Annotated in this window: 16 protein-coding genes and 1 pseudogene; 12 read left to right on the top strand and 5 right to left on the bottom strand. The window is 47.1% G+C overall.

The features are described 5' to 3' along the window. Nucleotides 1-7: 7 nt before the first annotated feature. The 7 genes from FYJ39_RS00775 to FYJ39_RS20395 all read left to right on the top strand — a co-directional run bounded on the left by FYJ39_RS00775 (nt 8) and on the right by FYJ39_RS20395 (nt 7,501). Nucleotides 8-796: an RnfABCDGE type electron transport complex subunit B gene (locus tag FYJ39_RS00775; RefSeq protein WP_154470564.1), complete on the top strand. Its 789-nt coding sequence runs from the start codon at nt 8-10 to the stop codon at nt 794-796. A gap of 64 nt (nt 797-860) precedes the next feature. Beyond that, nucleotides 861-1,811: an ABC transporter permease gene (locus tag FYJ39_RS00780; protein WP_154470565.1), complete on the top strand. Its 951-nt coding sequence runs from the start codon at nt 861-863 to the stop codon at nt 1,809-1,811. A 2-nt stretch (nt 1,812-1,813) separates the two neighbouring features. After that, nucleotides 1,814-3,169: an ABC transporter permease gene (locus FYJ39_RS00785; protein WP_154470566.1), complete on the top strand. Its 1,356-nt coding sequence runs from the start codon at nt 1,814-1,816 to the stop codon at nt 3,167-3,169. 26 nt (nt 3,170-3,195) lie between these two features. Then, nucleotides 3,196-4,212 carry an ABC transporter ATP-binding protein gene (locus FYJ39_RS00790; protein ID WP_353847288.1) on the top strand — a complete coding sequence of 339 codons (1,017 nt, stop codon included), beginning with the start codon at nt 3,196-3,198 and terminating at the stop codon, nt 4,210-4,212. After that, entirely contained in the window at nt 4,202-5,218 is a 1,017-nt protein-coding gene (locus tag FYJ39_RS00795; RefSeq protein ID WP_154470568.1) for an ABC transporter ATP-binding protein, read from the top strand. Before FYJ39_RS00790 ends, FYJ39_RS00795 begins: the two co-directional genes overlap by 11 nt. A gap of 239 nt (nt 5,219-5,457) precedes the next feature. Then, the gene (locus tag FYJ39_RS00800; protein ID WP_154470569.1) at nt 5,458-7,167 is read left to right on the top strand and encodes a peptide ABC transporter substrate-binding protein; all 1,710 of its coding nucleotides are present in this window, start codon (nt 5,458-5,460) and stop codon (nt 7,165-7,167) included. Nucleotides 7,168-7,300: 133 nt separating this feature from the next. Next, nucleotides 7,301-7,501 carry a hypothetical protein gene (locus tag FYJ39_RS20395; RefSeq protein WP_195840349.1) on the top strand — a complete coding sequence of 67 codons (201 nt, stop codon included), beginning with the start codon at nt 7,301-7,303 and terminating at the stop codon, nt 7,499-7,501. A gap of 474 nt (nt 7,502-7,975) precedes the next feature. Here the strand turns inward: FYJ39_RS20395 and FYJ39_RS00815 are convergent, their stop codons facing one another. Together FYJ39_RS00815 and FYJ39_RS00820 are read right to left on the bottom strand one after the other, a co-directional pair. After that, nucleotides 7,976-8,437, bottom strand: coding sequence for a DUF3879 family protein (locus FYJ39_RS00815; RefSeq protein WP_154470571.1), 462 nt, complete (start codon nt 8,435-8,437; stop codon nt 7,976-7,978). A 32-nt stretch (nt 8,438-8,469) separates the two neighbouring features. Beyond that, nucleotides 8,470-8,946 (bottom strand): hypothetical protein, encoded by a 477-nt coding sequence (locus tag FYJ39_RS00820; RefSeq protein ID WP_235919692.1) that lies wholly within the window; start codon nt 8,944-8,946, stop codon nt 8,470-8,472. Between the two features lie 849 nt (nt 8,947-9,795). Between FYJ39_RS00820 and FYJ39_RS00825 the strand changes: the two genes are divergently transcribed. Continuing rightward, the gene (locus FYJ39_RS00825; RefSeq protein WP_154470572.1) at nt 9,796-10,650 is read left to right on the top strand and encodes a cell wall hydrolase; all 855 of its coding nucleotides are present in this window, start codon (nt 9,796-9,798) and stop codon (nt 10,648-10,650) included. A gap of 147 nt (nt 10,651-10,797) precedes the next feature. Next, nucleotides 10,798-10,914: pseudogene (locus FYJ39_RS21435) on the top strand (fumarylacetoacetate hydrolase family protein); the annotation flags it as partial. A gap of 147 nt (nt 10,915-11,061) precedes the next feature. On the opposite strand, the gene FYJ39_RS00830 reads toward FYJ39_RS21435, so the two are convergent. The 3 genes from FYJ39_RS00830 to FYJ39_RS00840 form a co-directional block, all read right to left on the bottom strand. Then, a complete protein-coding gene (locus FYJ39_RS00830; RefSeq protein WP_154470573.1) occupies nt 11,062-12,501 on the bottom strand; it encodes a carbon starvation CstA family protein in 1,440 nt (479 codons plus the stop codon). 175 nt (nt 12,502-12,676) lie between these two features. Continuing rightward, nucleotides 12,677-13,447 (bottom strand): LytR/AlgR family response regulator transcription factor, encoded by a 771-nt coding sequence (locus FYJ39_RS00835; protein WP_154470574.1) that lies wholly within the window; start codon nt 13,445-13,447, stop codon nt 12,677-12,679. Between the two features lie 12 nt (nt 13,448-13,459). After that, nucleotides 13,460-15,160, bottom strand: coding sequence for a LytS/YhcK type 5TM receptor domain-containing protein (locus FYJ39_RS00840; protein WP_154470575.1), 1,701 nt, complete (start codon nt 15,158-15,160; stop codon nt 13,460-13,462). Nucleotides 15,161-15,605: 445 nt separating this feature from the next. Here FYJ39_RS00840 and FYJ39_RS00845 point away from each other — a divergent pair, with 445 nt between their 5' ends. Genes FYJ39_RS00845 through FYJ39_RS00855 form a run of 3 tightly spaced genes read left to right on the top strand, consistent with a single transcriptional unit; the run spans nt 15,606 to nt 19,315 of the window. Then, the gene (locus FYJ39_RS00845; protein ID WP_154470576.1) at nt 15,606-15,998 is read left to right on the top strand and encodes a GntR family transcriptional regulator; all 393 of its coding nucleotides are present in this window, start codon (nt 15,606-15,608) and stop codon (nt 15,996-15,998) included. After that, nucleotides 15,991-16,890 carry an ABC transporter ATP-binding protein gene (locus FYJ39_RS00850; protein WP_154470577.1) on the top strand — a complete coding sequence of 300 codons (900 nt, stop codon included), beginning with the start codon at nt 15,991-15,993 and terminating at the stop codon, nt 16,888-16,890. The genes FYJ39_RS00845 and FYJ39_RS00850 overlap by 8 nt, the downstream gene beginning before the upstream one ends. Then, nucleotides 16,865-19,315, top strand: a complete 2,451-nt coding sequence (locus tag FYJ39_RS00855; protein WP_154470578.1) for a DUF6449 domain-containing protein — start codon at nt 16,865-16,867, stop codon at nt 19,313-19,315. The genes FYJ39_RS00850 and FYJ39_RS00855 overlap by 26 nt, the downstream gene beginning before the upstream one ends. The last annotated feature ends 83 nt before the right edge of the window (nt 19,316-19,398 follow it).

The raw sequence follows: 19,398 nt of genomic DNA on the forward strand, positions 1-19,398 counted from the left end.
AAGGAAAATGGTAACAGGTATTTTGACAGCGGCAGCGGTGGTGGGCATTCTTGGCATATTGATTGGTGTCTTTCTGGGTGTTGCCAGCGAGAGGTTTAAGGTAGAAATAGATGAGAGGGAAATTCTGGTTCGCAACGAGCTGCCGGGCAATAACTGCGGCGGCTGCGGGTATGCTGGCTGTGACAGCCTGGCAAAGGCCATAGCAGCCGGTCAGGCAAAGCCAGGAGCCTGTCCTGTAGGGGGACCTGATGTAGCCGCTAGAATTGGTGAGATTATGGGAGTCTCAGGCGGCAGTACTGAGAAGCGAGTTGCCTTTGTAAAATGCAGCGGCACCTGTGATAAGGCCAAGGTTCAATACAACTACTATGGAGTGGACGACTGCAGGAAGGCAGCCGTTGTTCCCGGAGCCGGTGAGAAGGCCTGCAATGTTGGCTGTATGGGATACGGCTCCTGTGTAAAGGCCTGCGCCTTTGACGCGATCCATGTAGTAGACGGAGTGGCTGTTGTGGATAAGGAGAAATGCGTGGCCTGCGGCAAGTGCGTGGCGGCATGTCCAAACCTGCTGATAGAGTTGGTTCCTTACAGGGCAGAGCATTTGGTGAGGTGCAGTTCTCACGAAAAGGGCAAAGATGTAAAAGCCGTATGTTCAGCCGGCTGCATTGGCTGTACTCTCTGTACCAAGCAGTGTGAATTTGATGCCATTCATATGGACAATAATTTGGCTGTGATTGATTATAAAAAATGTACCAACTGCGGTAAGTGTGCAGAGAAGTGTCCGGTCAAGGTAATTGCCTGAGAGCGCTTAAGGCAGAGAGATTCCGGGGCAAAGATAAAACTAGAAAGAAACAGGATGTGAAAAAATGAGTAAATACATAGCGAAACGCTTAGGGATGGCCCTTGTCACCATTTTTTTGGTTGCTTGTCTGACCTTCCTTTTGATGAATGCGGTTCCAGGAAGCCCGTGGCTAAGTGAGAAATCACCCTCAGAGACTACGCTGGCTGCCTTAAACGCAAAATACGGACTGGACAAACCAGTATATGTGCAGCTTGGGAAATATCTCCAGAACTTGTTGAGGGGAGATTTTGGCGTATCCTTAAAGATGCAGAAAGACAGGGCGGTTTTAAGTATTATAAAAGAAATGTTTCCTGTTTCTGCAAAGGTTGGCGCCATTGCCCTGTGTTGGGCCGTGCTGGCGGGGGTACCTCTTGGCTGTTTCGCTGCCTTTAAGCGCGGAAAAATTACCGACAGCATTTTACGTGTGATCTGTACCCTGGGTATTTCCATGCCCAGCTTTGTAGTGGCATCTATTCTTTTGGTGGTATTTGCGGGAGGTGTTCAGGCGTTAAAATTTTTCCCCACTATTTTTGATGCGTCCCAGGGGGCGAGGGCCTATATACTTCCGTGCCTGGCGTTGAGCTTCTATCCCATGTGCTATACAGCCCGTCAGACTCGCTCTGCCATGCTGGATGCGTTAAATCAGGAGTTTATCAAGACGGCAAGAGCGAAGGGGCTTAAAAACAACAGGATTATTTTCAAGCATGCCTTGAGGAATGCTCTGATTCCTGTTATTACATATTTAGGTCCTCAGGTTGCATTTACGCTCTGCGGGGGCTTTGTGGTAGAGAGCGTGTTCTCTATTCCGGGACTGGGCCGTTATTTTGTGCAGTCGATTCAAAACAGGGACTATCCGGTTATTATGGGAACTACCGTATTTCTGGCAAGCTTTATTATCCTCATGAATATGGTGGTAGATATATTGTATAAAATAGCAGATCCACGTATCAATTTAACAGGGGGAGGGGGTGAATGATCATGGCAAGAGAGAAGAAAATGAAACGCTGCCCGGTGACGTTACAGCCGGATATCGAAGGTATGCTGGAATGGAATACCTTAAGCCCTGAAGATTTTGCGCCTGCCACTCAACTGGAGAAGGAGGAGTTTATTCAGGAGCGACAGAGCGTTTCTTATTGGAAGGACGCATGGAGAAGGCTGAAAAAGAATATGGTTGCCATGATAGCTCTTGGGGTGATTATTTTTCTGGTGCTGTTTGCCTTTGCCGGCCCCTACCTGGTGCCCTATGGGTATGATCAGTTTAATAAGGGCGCTGAGAACCTTCATCCCACCCACTACGCTTTAGAGGATCAGAAGCGGCTTCAGGAGGAGCTGGCAGCAAGAACCTCTAGTCAGAATAAGAGCGTTGAGGATATGATTGCTGAGGCGGAGGCACAAGCGGCTGCCCAGGGTAAGGAACTGACCTCCGTGGATCGTGCCAAGATCCGGGCTAAGGCTAAAGCGGCAAGAACGAATACTTCCAAGGAAGATGAGGCGGCTGTTTTAGAGGCGTTGAAGAAGGAGCTGGGCATCAGAAAAAAATTATTCGGATATTCCACAGAGGAATTACAGAGGAAGGCAAATGGAGAAAACGTATTTCCTCATATTTTCGGAACCGATATATATGGGCGTGATATTCTTGTCCGGGTGATGTACGGCGCAAGGGTATCTATGAGCGTAGGCTTTTTTGCCGCCCTCCTGGTACTGATCCTCGGAGCAACCTACGGCGCTGTGTCCGGTTACTGCGGAGGTAAGGTAGACGCTGTCATGCAGCGTATTGTTGAGGTAATTTATTCCGTACCGGAGATGCTGGTGGTGCTATTGATTGCCACAGCAATGAAGCCTATCCTGACGGAATATATTAATACAGGGAGCGGCCCCTTAAAAAGCTTTGTATCCGTACTTGGGCCAAATCTGATTTCTATGTTTATTGCTTTTGGCATGCTATACTGGGTGACTATGAGCCGTATTATCCGCGGACAGGTCCTTCAGCTAAAGCAGCAGGAGTATGTAACGGCGGCCAAAGCTCTGGGGGCTTCCGGCGGACGTATCATACGCAGGCACCTGCTTCCAAACTGCATCGGACAAATTGTAGTGACCACCTGCCTGCAGATCCCCTCCGCTATTTTTCTAGAGTCCTTTTTGTCCTACCTGGGCGTAGGCGTGTCTGCGCCTCTTCCGAGCTTAGGCTCTATGGCGACGGATGCATTGAGCGGTATGTATACCTATACCTACAGGCTGATTATCCCGTCCCTGGTATTAAGCATTATGATTTTGGCTTTTAATTTATTTGGCGACGGCCTGCGGGATGCTCTAGACCCCAAACTTAAGAAATAGAGAGGAGGAGACCTACGATGTCTGATATGAACAAGAACCAGAAATTGCTGGAAGTAAACGATTTGCACGTCTCCTTCTTTACTCCGGCAGGAGAGGTAAAGGCGGTGGGCGGTATTTCCTATAGTTTGAACTACGGAGAAGTGATGGGAGTGGTGGGAGAGTCCGGTTCCGGCAAGAGCCAGGAGGCTTATTCTATCATGGGACTGTTGCAGTCCCCAGGCAGGGTTACAGGCGGCTCCATCATCTTCGAGGGGCAGGATGTACTTAAATTTTCAAAAGAAGAAATGACAAGTTTTCGGGGCAATCGTGTGTCTATGATTTTCCAGAACCCTATGACATGCTTAAATCCGGTGTATACGGTGGGAAACCAGCTTGTAGAAGCCCTTCACGCCCATGACAAGGCTGTTTCCAGGAACGAGGCCAGGCAGCGCGCTATGGAGATGATGGAGATGGTAGGCATTAATAATGTGGAAAAGCGGATGAAGCAATATCCTCATGAGTTTTCCGGAGGTATGAGGCAGCGCGTGATGATTGCTATGGGATTGATTTGCAATCCCAGGCTTCTCATTGCCGACGAGCCTACTACGGCTTTGGATGTAACCATACAGGCGCAGATTCTGGAGCTGATGAAGGATATACAGAAAAAAACGAAGATGGGAATTATTTTCATCACTCACAATCTGGGGGTAGTGGCGGACATCTGTGATAAGGTATCGGTTATGTATGCCGGAAAGATCGTAGAACAGGGGCCTGTAGACGCTATCTTCTACAGGGCTGGACATCCCTATACCCTAGGACTTCTGCGATCCATGCCCCGGGTGGACGCTGAAAGCTATGAGAGACTGGTGCCTATTGAGGGTACTCCGGTGGATATGTTAAACCCGCCGGAGGGCTGTCCCTTTGCGCCCAGATGTGAGCGCTGCATGAAGATTTGCTTAAAGAAAATGCCTCCCTATGTAGAGCTGGGAGAGAATCACCGGTCCGCCTGCTGGCTGCGGGTGCAGGAGAAATATAGCAAGGAGGAAAACGGATATGAGCAGTAATGAGAAAAACCTCCTGGAAGTTACGAAATTAAGAAAATATTTCCCTGTTAAGGGTCTTAAGGGAGCGGGGGTTCAGGCAGTACAGGACGTGTCTTTCTTTATAAAAAAGGGAGAAACCCTGGGGCTGGTAGGAGAATCCGGCTGTGGAAAGACCACCCTTGGCAGGACGGTGCTGCGCCTTCATGAGCCGACGGGAGGAAAAATCGTGTATGACGGCTCCACATTGTATGATAATCCCTTAGGAGAGGATGGAAAGCCAACGGGAAAGGCTTCATCTGTTAATATGCTTCCATATCGCCGGAGGATGCAGATCATCTTTCAGGATCCCTCAGCATCACTGGATCCGCGTATGACTGTAGGAGAAATTATCGGCGAGGCCATCGATATCCACAAGCTGGCGTCAAGTAAGCAGGATCGTGCCGACAGGATCAGGGAGCTCCTGGGACGAGTCGGATTGAATACGGAGCACGCTAACCGCTATCCTCATGAGTTTTCCGGGGGACAGCAGCAGCGTGTGGGCATTGCCAGAGCTCTGGCAGTGAAACCGGAATTTATCGTCTGCGACGAGCCGATTTCTGCCCTGGATGTGTCCATTCAGTCCCAGGTAGTGAATATGCTGGAGGATATGCAGGACGAGCTGGGGCTGACCTATTTGTTTATCGCCCATGATTTATCGGTGGTGCGCCATATTTCCAACCGGATTGGCGTAATGTACTTAGGCTCTTTGGTGGAGCTGGGAGAAAGCTATGAATTAAACCGCCATCCGATGCATCCCTATACCCAGACGCTGCTTTCCGCAGTTCCGGTTCCAGATCCTCAGCTTAGCAGGATGAGGCAGAGAATTGTCCTGGAGGGGGATATTCCCAGCCCTATGAATCCGCCTTCAGGGTGCCGGTTTCATACAAGATGTCCCTACGCTATGGAGCAATGCAGGCAGTTGGAGCCGCAGTTTAAGGAATATGAGCCGGAGCACTGGGTAGCCTGCCATTTGCTGGAGCGCCCTTAAAGCGTTTGGGCCACAGCCAGGGCGGTATATCCGCCTAGACCTTACGGAAATATCAAAAATTACCTTAAGCCAAACCTGCTTAAAATGTAAGGTGGGAAGCTTTGGCTTCTTATAAGTCTTTATAGCAGAACTGTTTTTACGGCAGAAATCAGGTGATTTTTTGAATATGGAATCTGAAGGCCTGTAAAGCAGGAGTAAAAGATTCCGAGAAGATGTTATTAAAAAAGGAGGATTTATTTATGAGAAAGGCATCTAAAGTTCTTTCTGCTGTATTAGCTTCCGCTATGGTATTGTCTTTGGCAGCCTGCGGCGGCGGTACGGCAGACACCACAACTGCGGCAGAAACCAGCGATACTGGAACCACAGCTCCTCAGAGCGCTGCTGCAGCGTCAACCGGCGGGCTAGCGGTGTGTCTGGCTTCCGAGCCGCAGACCATTGACCCTGCATTAAATACCTCTCTTGACGGCGCTATGATGCTCAACCACATGTTTGAGGGCTTGGTAAAATGGGTAGACGACGGAAAGGGCAATGCGGTTCTGGCCCCCGGACAGGCTGAGTCCTGGGAGAAGGCTGCAAATGACGACGGTACCGTAACCTATACCATAAAGCTTCGCTCAGACGCAAAATGGTCTGACGGCAAGCCTGTAACTGCCGGTGACTTTGAGTATAGCTGGAAGCGTCTGGCTAACCCGGAGACTGCGGCGGACTACTGCTACATGATTGATATGGTAAAGGGCTATTCCGAGGTTCAGGAAGGCGCCGATCTTGACACCCTGGCTGTGAAGGCTGTTGACGACGGGACTCTCGAAATTGTATTGAACAATGACTGCCCCTACTTTGAGGAGATTATGGCATTTCCTGCTACCTTCCCTGTGCGCCAGGAGATAGTGGAGGGCAATGCTGAGTGGACCTACGATCCTTCTACTTATATTGGCAACGGCCCCTATAAGATGAAAGAATGGTCTCACAACGCGTATATTTTGACTGAGAAAAATCCGGAATACTATGATTACGCAAATCTTGGGCCGGAAACCATTAAATTTACCTTGCTGGATGATGCCAACGCTATGCTGGCTGCCTACAAGAGCGGTGAACTGCAGTTCATCAAGAATTTTCCTACTGACGAGATCGCAAACTACCTGGCTTCCGGAGAGCTGAAGATTGCCAAGCATATCGGCACCTATTATGTATGCTTTAATACAGAGGATGAGGTCTTTCAGGACCCCAGGATTCGTAAGGCCTTCAATCTGGCGATCGACCGTAACTATATTGTAGAGAATGTGACTCAGACCGGCGAGGTTCCTGCTACCGCTTTCGTGCCATCTGGCGTCTATGATGCGGCAGGCCCTGGTTCAGATGATTTCCGTACCGTAGGCGGCGACTACTACAGCGCAGCGCCAGAGGACTACGAGGCAAATTGCGAGGAGGCCAGGAAGCTTCTGGCAGAGGCAGGCTATCCAAATGGAGAGGGCTTCCCAACCGTTGAGTATCTGTATAATACTGATGACAGACACAAGGCTATCGGCGAGGCTTTACAGAACATGTGGCAGGAGGTGCTGGGGGTTAACGTAACCTTAAGCAATCAGGACTGGAACGTGTTCTTAAAGTCCCGTAAAGACGGAGACTTCCAGATTGCACGTAATGGCTGGATTGCAGATTACAACGATCCCTGCTCCTTCCTGGATATGTGGTATACAGACGGCGGCAATAACGACTCCCAGTACTCCAACCCGGCTTATGACGCGGCAATCGATAAGGCAAAGGCAACCACTGACCAGACCCAGCGCATGGCAGCATTCCATGAGGCTGAGGACATACTGATGGGCCAGGACTGCGTACATGCGCCTCTCTACTTCTATGTAGAAAAATATATGCTGGATGACAGCGTAAAGGGTATGTACTATACACCGCTTGGTTACTTCTTCTTCGGATATACGACACGCCAGTAGTGAAGCTTAAGCGGTTCTGCCTTATACGAAAGTACTGGTCTTTCTGATACCATGGGCAGAAGGAAAATTTGATAAGGCGGAAGGCCAGGAAAAAGAAACCTCTGGGGATGTGTAAATCCCTGGAGGTTTTCTTGTGTGCGATAAAGAAGTAATAGAAGTCTCGGCATATTCTTCCTCGGTCAAGCGTGTTTTGATTACTCGGCGGCGGTGGGGCGTGTTGCATTTTTTCATGGCTGTGAACTTCCTTTCTTGGGTGGATTTTTTCAAGCGGCGCAAGCCGCAAAAGGCGGGCTTGGGGTGGCAACCCCAACAAGACTCCCGCAGGACAAAATGAGCAGGTAGGCGAAATTTGGTACTGTGGTAGAATCTTGCTCTAAAAAACTGACAGTCTGCCGTTCACTTACTGCTGCCACTTTTTCGGGAAATCGCAACTAGTTTTTTCAAAAGGATTGCGGGCTGGTGTTCTCCCTTTGTTACCTACAAACCACAAAAAGGCAGAATGGACGGACTTCCCGGCAGGAACTTTTCCGGCGGCTTGGTCTTTCCCTACAATAAGGCGTTTCGGAAGCTGTGTTCTGTCCGCTGTTTGATAGAAAACGGGAATTTCCTTGCTCACATATAAGTACCGGCGCTTTCCCGGTTTGCCAAAAATGGGCGCAAAAAAAGCAGCAAATCTTTTTCGGATTTACTGCTTCATGTGCCGCCGGTGAAGGGTATATTCAGTTGTAAATAATAAAAGAGGGCGGCAGCATTTTGGGCTATCCCCCCCTACAAATGGAAAGTAGCAAATATTACTATTCCAGCTACATCATATTAGTATATTCATGCCTGATTTGTAGTCATCCAAGATACCGGGCTTGACTGGCTTTCCCCAATTCCATGAGGGGTCTCGCTGATGTACATATTCTCCCAATCGGTCAGCCTCTTGCAGACTAATCTGATTTAATGTCCACCCAGCGGCAGCTCGTTCTTCGGGCGGCAATGACATAACATAATTCTTTATGATTTCGCTTTCAATCTCTCCATCACTCATGCCGCCGTTCTTTTCCATGCTCTCAAACACCAAAGATTTTATCTTATTTGCAACGTCCTCGTCAACAGGGATAATGCGGCGGAAATCTGTTCGACCTGTAATATCCATTCCCTCCGGACAATATGGGTTAACATGACCCTTTGGTGGCAAGGAACCATTTGGAAGTTTAGGGGTTAAGTGCGAATTTTGAACCTTATAATTTTGTTGCACAAATCGTGCCATTCCTGTAATCGTCATAAGAACACCTCCAAATAACAATAAACCCTGTTTTAAGAATAGCTGTCATAGCCATAGTTCACAGTTATACGAGCTGTTGCTGTAGAAACATCTGTGAATGCAGAACCACGATTATAGATATAAATTTTCCAAGTGCCTTTCGGGTAAAAATCGTTAAACTCATCAAATTCAACCTTACCATTGGCGCTTATATATCGTTCTGCCTGATAACCATTCGGGGATTCAACAACGATATAAAATGGGATGCTCCCCCTACTCACAGTAACATTTAATTCCACATTTGTTACACGAGCATTGGTTGAGATGCTTCCAGAGGAAGCATTGAAGATTTTGGACTGAGAGCCAGCCATGCTATTCATCGTCCCAGTTCCTCCGGTGAAGTAATCATTATAGAGATACATCGGGCTAATCATATTTTCAGCAGGAAGTTCAGCAGCAGCTATAGATGTACCACACATGGCACACAGCATCAGTACTATTAGACAAAGGGATGTTATACGTTTTTTCATAATTGCAACTCCTTTCAGTGTGATTTAATATTGTTGTTTGCATATTTGCTGCCATATTAACAAGGATAGTACAATAAACTCATAGGCAATCACCTCTTTTCCATTCGCCATTGTCAGAAACTTACCAAACTATAATGTCCTTTATAGTATATAGTCGGCACTTTTGGCAAAAATATAATACCCCCCCCATCCCCAAAAAAATTTCATCGTTGCAAAAACACAAATTTTGTTCTGTTTGTCTAACAAAGAGTTTTATCCGCTTTATTATATTTATCGCACGATTTCCGCAAAATTAAATGCCCTAATAAAAAATATAATTTGGAATAGCGGGCTGATGTCTATTAATTCTTGTGTGTTATTTTACCGCACATGAGCATTATTTTGATGAATCAAACAAAATCATGAGCCTATTTTTGGAAAAGTGGGTGACAGGCCCTATTTTTCGACAAAGTTCCCACTCTAAGATATAGGAAAAAATGAGTAAAAATAGTATATTATATGTAAAAAATAATTTACATAATCAAGATTACAAAAAATGGGAAAAGTATATTATGATTAAATGTTAACAATAATGTAATAAAAATGTAAAAATAAAAAGGTGAAAAAATATAATTAACAAATGAAAAAGTTCATAAAATAATACTTTTTATACAAAAAAATATACTGGTCAATTTTTACAAGTAAAAAATGTGACAAAAATGTTAAATGTCCATTGACTGAAAATATCAAATCCCATATAATAAGCCGTACATCCCGGAAAAATATGCACAAAGTGGGAAAATACCACGAAGGCAAATATGAGAATTGAAGTTCAGAAAAATTTCTGAATTTCAGGAAAGAGGAGTATGTATGCTTACATTTCATTCATTCTTTCAATCAGTGGTACTGTTTGTTAAATCACTGGCAGTTAAGGTGAAAAAACAGATGTATCGTTCTTTTTCCGTTCTGATGACAGGAATGATGGTAGTTGCCATCATCGCGTTTTCAGCCAATGGATTTGGCGGCAGCGGCAAGAATGCACTGGCGGCTCCTATTTCTGAGGAGCGGCAGGAGGAAGAGCCTGAGACAGAAGAGGTTGAAGGAAGCAGTTTGGTTACGGAAGCAAAAGTACAATTCGGACTTTTAAATACAGACAGCGAAGGCCAGCTGCTTGCCGGCGCCCTGCTGCTGAATGAAGTCCGTAAACAGCAGGAGCAGCAGGAAGCTGCCCAGGCCCGGCTGGAAGCTCTTCAGAGGCAAATTGTAAAGGAGAAGCAGGAAGCTGAGGCCAGAAAGAAGGCTGAGGAAGCTAAGAAAAGGGCTGAGGAGGAACGGCGTGCAGCCAGAAGAATTTCCTATACAGAGGAGGATTATCAGGTGCTTTTGCGTATTGTTCAGGCAGAGGCAGGCATCTGCGATGAAAAAGGGAAAATACTGGTGGCGAATGTTATTATTAACCGTGTGCTGTCAGATGAATTTCCTGATTCAGTCAAAGCAGTTGTATACGAGCCATCCCAGTTTCAGCCCGTATCCAACGGCGCTATTAATTCAGCCAGGGTAACGGCCGAAACCATCGAGTGTGTAAACCGGGCCCTGGAGGGAGAGGATTATTCCAATGGAGCCCTGTATTTTATGAACCGGAAGGGATCTGGAAGCGCGGCTTCATGGTTTGACAGACATCTTAATTATCTGTTTTCACATGACGGACATGAATTTTTCCGTTAAACTTTAAAACTGAATATAAGTAAAAGAAGGGTGCCGTAAATGAGAGCACCATGAAAATGTTGCACAATGGCACACGGCTCCAACCGCTATAAAACCACTTGGAGCCGTGTGTTTCTGTTGTGTCGCAGCAGGTTCATTAATTTCCGAACACCGGCTGGTGTGGGGATGGGGTATACGCCTCCACGGTTCTTGAAACGTGGAAATATAGTAACCTGTGAAATAGGGGGTATCGGCAGACTGACAAATCGAATTTTTCAAAGTTAATTCATAATTTGATGTCCCTGTATGATTTGGATTCTAATTCCGTAATGGATGAATATAAAAGCAATTTAGGATTGTAGCCCGGCCTTAATTCTTGTATGGCAGGCCGGGCGATTTTCTACAGAAGAAGCTGAACGCTAAGCTGTAGCGCTAGCTGACGTATGGGGCTTCCGCTGAGGAAGCGTCTGCGTGTTTTCCTTTGCCCATAATGCATGTGAATACAAAGGTTCCTAAGCAGAGCGCCGCGAAGATAAGACCTGCGGGATAAGCGATGGCGATTGAAAGACGAAGTCCCTCGTCAGCCATGAGTATGTAGGTGCAGGATACGGCAGACATAAAGGTTGCGGGAAGGGCTGTAATCCAGTACAGGCGTTTTTTACGGAACAAGTAAACGCTGGCAGCCCAGAGCGCGATCATAGCCAGAGTTTGATTGCTCCAGGAGAAGTATCTCCAGATAATCTGTACATCTATCTGGGTGAGGACGGTTCCTACTCCCAGAAGGGGGATGGTAAGAATCAGGCGGTTTTTAACGGGCTTCTGGTCATATTGGAACCAATCCGCCAGGGTCAGCCTGGCGCTTCGATATGCGGTGTCGGCAGAGGAGATAGGGCAGGCGATAACGCCAATCATAGCGATAACCGCTCCTACCGGTCCTAAAAGGGTAAAGCAGATTTCATATACAACTGCGGACTGGCCGTTGCCAAGAGCCGTTAAAAGACCGCCTGTGCCGTTGTAGAAAGCAACTCCTGCCGCAGCCCAGATTAAAGCGATAATTCCCTCCGCAACCATGGCTCCGTAGAAGACCTTGCGTCCATCCTTTTCAGTTGTAAGGCAACGTGCCATCAGAGGGGACTGGGTTGCATGGAAGCCTGAGATAGCGCCGCATGCTACTGATATAAACATAACGGGCCAGATGGGAGTTCCATTTGGATGCAGGTTAGAGAGGGTGATTTCTGGAATGTGATAGCCGCCGAGGAGGATCGATCCTCCTACGCCCAATGCCATGATGATCAGGCAGATTCCAAAAATTGGATAAATCTTTCCAATAACCTTGTCAATGGGAACGAAAGTAGCGATAAAGTAATAAATCAGAACCACAACCAGCCAGAATTTTGCGTCCAGCACCTGAGGGGTAAGCATAGCCAGCAGATTGGCGGGTCCAGTGGAGAAGGTAACGCCTACCAATACAAGCAGAACTACGGAAAACACCCGCATAACCTGCTTCATAACAGATCCCAGATAGGTGCCTGCAAGCTCTGAGACGCTGGCTCCCTTATGACGCATGGACATCATGCCTACCATATAATCGTGAACGCCTCCGCCCAAAAGGGTTCCAAGCGTAATCCACAGGAAAACGCTGGGCCCCCAGCATGCGCCTGCCAGCGCTCCGAAGATAGGGCCTAAGCCTGCTATGTTCAGAAGCTGTATGAGGAAGATGCGGGCCGTGCCCATAGGGACATAGTCACTTCCGTCCGTCATAGTCAAAGCCGGTGGCTTTCGGTCGTCAGGGCCAAAGGATTTTTCAGCCACCCTACCGTAAACTGCAAAACCTCCGATTAAAAGCGCCAAACATACGAAGAAACTAATCATAAACCTACCTCCTTGTTAAAAGTTTATAGAATCTTTATATTTGACACAATTATATTAGAATAATATACAATATAAAATAGTTTTTGAGTAAAATGTTCAGCCAAGTGCACAAACATCCTGATTCGGTTCATGAACGGCTGTTAACGGCTGTAGAAATGTGCTTTCCATATGGAGGCTAAATTCCCAGCAACTGTCTTAGATGCTTAACCTTTTCCCGTCCTATAGGAAGAATGGCTGTTTCGAAGCCCTGTAACTTGAGGGCCAGGCTGTTGTTAGCCCAGGGGAACATTTCCGCAATGTAATTGAGATTGACCAGATAGCTTTTGTGTATCCTGAAAAAAACTTTGGAGGAAAGCCGCTTTTCATATTCTCCCAGAAGCTGGTTTTCCCTGTAGTCTCTGGAGGTGGTGTGAATGATGCAGCTGCGGCCGGCTGTTTCTATGTATACAATCTGTTCTATATCCAGCAATATGAAGGTTCGGCTTACATTAATGGCCAGGCGGTTGGAGGAAAATGCTTCTGGAGAAGCCTCTCCTTGAGCTTTTGCGGTTGTCTGCAGCTGGCGGCCTTTCGCTTCCAGCAGGGTTGTATAGTCTCTGTGACATTTTTCCAGAACCCTCTTTAGACGTTCCGGGTCAAAGGGCTTTAAAATATAATTGTCCGCTTCCAGCTCAAAGGCCTTCACTGCATATTGGGAATAAGCGGTGGCAAATACAATCTGAGCATAGGGCAGAATCCCCTTGGCTTCGCCTGCCAGCGCCGTTCCCTCCATATCATTTAAATTAATATCTACGAACATCAGGTCAAAGTTCTGGCCTCTGATGCATTTCAGGGCCTCAAAGCCGCTGTCAGCCTCCTGGATCTGGCTTTCGGGGTATAGATCCAGAATCTGCTGGATCAGTTCTTTTCTTGCAGGGCGTTCATCATCAATTACCAATATTTTCATAACAGAATCTCCTTATTTTCCTTGTAAGTGAAGGAATGACGAAGGGGCCGGCACCAAAAACCATACCCTGGCTCCGGCCGGAGAGCTTTCTATCTTGAGCCCATTTTCTTCTCCATAAATACTTTTTAAACGCTTATGTACATTCATAAGCCCTACACCTGAGACAGATATTCCTGCCAACAGATTGGTGATAACCTGGAACGGGATGCCCGGACCCTTATCACTTACAGATATTTCAGTCATCCTTCCCTGGGTGCGGGCTTTAATTGACACATGGCGGTTTCCTTTTTTGTCTGCGCCGTAGCGAATGGCATTTTCCACAAGAGGCTGAAGTATGAAGGCCGGAACCATGCAGTCCAGCCCAGCCTCCACCTCTACCTCTACCTGAAGCTTTTCCTCGAACCGGGCCTTTTCCAGCTCCAGATAGCTGGTTACATGATTTAGCTCTGTGTGGATACCCAACATGTACTGATCATTTTCCAGAGTCTGGCGGTAGTAGGAGGAGAGGGCTAGCAGCAGCTCTCTGGCCCTGTCCGCATTTTCACGGCATACATAGGAAATGGTGTTTAAGGCATTGTAGAGGAAGTGAGGGTTTACCTGGGATTGAAGGGCTTTAAATTCGGCCTTTCTGCGAAGCTGCCTTTGATAATCCAGATCGGACAGCTCTAGTTGAGTTGAAAATAGCTTTGCCAGCTCGACGGCAAAATTCAGGTTAACCTGGGAGGTGTGCCAATGCTTTTGTACCATCATGGTAAGGCTGCCTACCGGCTTGTCCAGCTTGATGAGAGGCGCGGCTACAATCATGTGATTCTTTAGTACAGGATACAGCGGATTCATCTTCTCTACATGGGAGAAAATGGTGGGTTTTTGATCCTTAATGGACTCCAGAATTGGCTGAAGCACAGTCCTGCTTTTCAAATGGCTGCACCATTCGTCCCCTTTAATGGACAGTATTTCCTTTGTGTCTGTTATCATTACCGCAGTACAGGCGGTGGAGGTATAGATAATTTCAGTGGCAGATTCCATATCTGCGGCGCTGTACAATCCCTTTCTCAGATGGGGCAGGCTTTGCTCTGCAATCCCAAGGGCCAGCCGCATTTTTTCCGCGAACTGGCTGTCCTCCTCAATAAATACCATATTAAGGGTTCCGATGAATATAACCATACCTACGGCATTCATTATAATCATAGGAAAAGCAATCAGCTTAATCAGAGCCAGAGCGGCAGAGATAGGACGGGAGATAAGGAGAATGATTACCATCTGTCCTGCTTCGGCCAGAGCTGTAATGAAAAAGATTCCTGTGCCGTTTATTTTACCTGATTTAAACCTCCTGGAAAAGATGGAGCCTATAAATCCCTCCATAAAGGTGGAAAGGGCGCAGGAAAGGGCGGTAAATCCGCCAATATCAAAAAGATAGCGGTGGGCTCCGCCGATCATGGAAGCGCCCATGCCTACATAGGGACCGCCCAAAAGGCCTGCGGCCAGGACTCCTATGACACGGGTATTTACAATCGCGCTCTGAGCCCTGAACCCGGTATATGTGGATATAATGCTGACAGATCCGAAAATGACAGTCAGGGCAGCTTTGGAGCCGATGGAGGCGCTGCCCTCCAGAAGCATATTCCGAACAACGGGTATTTTTGTTAACAGGGTTGCGATCAGCACCAGAAGGCCGATATTTAGCAGCAGACTAAAGAACATGGCGCCGGACATAGAAACCTCCTTAAAGTCTGTTTGTAATCTCTTACCAGTATACCAGAAATTTTTAAAATATGCAGTAGTACTTTTAAAGATACCAGTAAGGAATCTTAAGAAAAATTTTTATTGTTTTTTATTTGGAACTATGGTAAATTTATAATGACTGTATTAGTTCGGTTAATACACGCGAGATATGTGAGCGAATAATGAGCCTGTAAGGACTCATTGCCCTTTCTATCTATTGTGGTGTGGCTCGAACATACCGGAGGCAGTTCAACCTGCATAAAACCAACGCTGCGAATGGGGAGTCGAATCAATGGACGCGAAGTGTAAGAAATGAAGCCGGTATATCCGCTGCTCCTTACATTCTGACGGCTTGAGCAGCAAGATGGATAAAGACCCGACTGGCTGTCAGGTGCTATAACCATACATATATTGCAGTAGAAAGGAGGAGAGACGGATGATTGTGCTGGACTACAGGGACAGGAGACCTTTATATGAACAGGTGGTGGAGCGGTTTCAGGAGCTGATATTCCGGGAGATTTTGCCCCAGGATGCCAAGCTTCCTTCTGTTCGGAGCATTGCCACAGACCTTTCCATTAATCCAAATACCATCCAGCGGGCTTATCAGGAGCTGGAGCGGCAGGGATATATTTATTCTGTTAAGGGTAAAGGCAGCTTTGTGGCAGATAACAGCCGTATCAGGACGGCGGTTCAGAAGGAGTGGAAGGAGCGGTTTATCGCCTCTGTTGAGGAGGGACTGAGGATAGGAGTGACAGAGGAGGAGATAGAAGCGCTGCTTAGGCAAAGGAGGCGTCAGACTGTTACAGAAAGGGGAAAGAGGAATGATTGAAGCAGTAAATCTTACAAAACGCTTTGAGGATATTGTGGCTGTAGATTGTATCAATGCTGTCATCAGGGAAGGCAGCGTGTTCGGCCTGATAGGCACCAACGGCGCTGGGAAGTCTACTTTTTTAAGGCTTGCCAGCGGAATACTGAAGCCTGACGAGGGCTACATTACCATAGACGGACAGGAGGTGTTTGAAAATATTCCGGCTAAAAAGCGGTTTTTCTATATTTCCGATGAGCAGTATTTTTTCAGCAACGCCACTCCGCTGGAAATGATGCATTACTATAAAAAGGTATACCAGGATTTTAACGAGAATCGGTTTCACAAGCTGATGAGTAATTTTGGCCTGGATGAGAAACGGAAGCTTCATACCTTTTCCAAGGGCATGAAAAAGCAGGTATCGGTTATCTGCGGCGTCTGCGCTAACACAGATTATCTTTTTTGTGACGAAACCTTTGACGGCCTGGATCCGGTTATGCGGCAGACTGTAAAAAGCATATTTGCGGCGGATATGGAAGATAGAAATTTGACGCCTGTTATCGCGTCTCATAATCTAAGAGAGCTGGAGGATATTTGCGACCATGTGGGGCTTCTTCACAGGGGAGGGATACTCCTTTCCAAAGATCTGGATGCTATGAAGCTGAATATTCATAAGCTTCAGTGTGTCCTTCAGCCGGAGATGAAGCCGGAGGATCTGATTGGGCTGGATAAGGTGAGCGTAGAGGAGAGAGGGAGGCTTTGCACCTTGACAGTGAGGGGGAGCAGGGATGAGGTGGAGGCAATTATGTCTTCCTATAATCCGGTATTTTTTGAGTGCATCCCTCTGTCTTTGGAGGAAATATTTATTAGTGAAACGGAGGTGGCCGGGTATGATATACGGAAACTTGTTCTCTAAGCTTTTAAAGGAAGATTTAAAACGGCGTACATGGGCTGTTGCCCTGACCTTTCTGGTATTTTTCTTCTCCCTTCCCATCGGGCTGGCTCTGGCCCTGGAGGGCGCAGAGAATACGAACTACGTATCCTTTAATAATGAAAGGCCATTTATTAATGACGGAACGATACCGGAAGCCCAGTTCAGAGAAAAGCTGCTCTCTCTTAGGACAGAGGTGGTACTGAGCCAGGCGGGCTTTGGCAACGGGCTTGCGCCCTTTCTTCTGATTGTTGCGGCTTTGGTAATCGGTGTTTCCAGCTTTTCTTATCTCCATAATAAGCAGAAGGTGGATTTTTATCATAGCCTTCCTGTAAAGAGAGAGGCTTTATTTGGCTGTCAGTTTATGGGTGGGATTCTTATGACCGGTGTGGCTTATGGAATCAACCTGCTCCTTCTGACAGTGGTAGCCATGGCCTACGGTGTGCCATTAGGAGCGATTGCAGGCTCTCTTGCAGGCGGGTGGGCTTTCAATATGCTTTACTTTATGCTGATGTATGCCACAGTGGTAATTGCCATGATGATGACAGGCAACATGGTAGTGGGGATTCTGGCAGCAGGGGTTTTCTTTTTCTTCCTTCCCGGAATTATGTTCCTTTTGTCTGCCTATTGTCAGATGTTCTTTGTTACCACAGCCAGGTATATGTGGACCAACGAGCACTCGCCTTTCTGGTGGGGGGTTAAGTATCTTTCGCCCTTCAGCATCTATATGGAGGCTCTTTCCTGGAAGCTTAAGGATTTGGGAAAGCATGTGCCGGAGCTGTTCTGTTCGGTGGCCGCAGTGCCGGCTCTGACACTTTTGTCCCTTTGGCTGTACCGTATACGGCCAAGTGAAGCGGCGGGCAGAGCCATGGCTTTCAGGCGCAGCAAGGCTCCAATCAGGCTGATTATGGTAATAGGCTTTGGCTTGTCTGGGGGGATGTTTTTCTGGATTTTGCAAAACAGGGTGCAATGGGGGATATTCGGAGCAGTTGTGTCAGTGCTTTTGTCCCACTGTATCATAGAGATTATATATCATTTTGATTTTAAAAAGCTTTTTGCCAATAAGCTTCAGTTGGGCCTTAGTTTGGTGATTACGATACTGCTATTTTTAAGCTTCCGCTTTGATTGGTATGGCTATGATTCTTATCTTCCAAAGAAGGAAAGTGTGGTTTTTGCAAGTCTGGATGTAGAACAGGATCATCAGCGGAGAGGCCGCCCGGAGTTTACAGAGAATGAGGACGGCGCTCTGACCATGAAATATAAGCCTATGTATGTGTATATTGAAAATAATATGAAGCTGTCGGATCTGGATTCAGTGCTTGCAATTGTGGAAGAAAGCAGGGACAGAACCCTAGAAGGAAGAGACCGGAGGCTGGAAGGCCGCAATGCTCAGAAAAGCTATGCGGCGGCTTCCTATACAACGATAGGTGGAGCTGACGGCCCTACTGCTGTTTTCCTTGCAGGAAAGCAAGAAGGTGAACAAGAGACGGAGGAAAAATTCTTTACGACGATTACGGTCTGCTATGAGCTAAAGGATGGTCGGAAGGTGAGCCGGGAGTATCAGAATATACCTATCAGCTCTGTTATGGATGCATACAGAGCCATCTACGGCAGTCAGGAGTATAAAGAAGGCCTTTACGATATTTTAGGTCAGGCTCCCTCTGAGGTGTGTCAGGTAGTGTACAGTGAGGCAGGTCAAATGATGAGCGCAGGTGAGGACAGAGAAATATCGAAGAGGATACTGGAGGCCTATCAGTCAGATTTGATGGAGCTTAGTGTGGAGGAACGAATGGCGGAGCTTCCTTTAGGAAGAATCAGCTTTGTGACTGATGCCGCGGCCAAATACATGCGGCAGAAGAACGCAGGAGATTTGGAGGAGCACCTAAGGTGGAATTACAGCTACCAGTCGTGGGAGGAATTAAATTTTTCTCAAAACTATGACTATTTCTGGCCGGTGTATCCCTCCTTTACACGTACAATAGCCCTTCTTAAACAGCAGGATATTTTGCCGGGAACCTATTTTGTTCCTGATAAGGTAGATTCTGTCGTGCTGAATGTGCTGCCCGTACTTCAAAGGGACGACTCTGGTTCCTATAGCGATCTGCCCAAGGGAGAGGGGCTGGAGGCTCTCAAGAAGCTGAATCCAAACTACAGGGGAGATGGCTTTCTGGAGTTTCGGGATCAGAAGGATATAAAGACGCTGATGGACGCTATGGCACAGGAGGATTGCTACAGTCTGAATTACCTCTATGATCCGCCTGAGCATTCATTAAAGGGAATTACAGGCAGCCTTGTGCTTTCTGGAGGAAGAACGGTAACTTGTGTGTTTACCGGGGAGCATGTAACGCCGGAGCTTTTGAAGCTGTTTGAAGGAATCCCGATTGAAAAAGCAGGGGATTTGACGAGATAAAAGGGATAAAGGAATCGGAAAAGGCCTTGGAAAAAATTTCCTGTCTGCATCGGTAATGGTAAGACAGAAGCAGGATATATAGG

It is taken from the genome of Clostridium porci (assembly GCF_009696375.1).
GTDB classification, from domain to species: domain Bacteria; phylum Bacillota; class Clostridia; order Lachnospirales; family Lachnospiraceae; genus Enterocloster; species Enterocloster porci.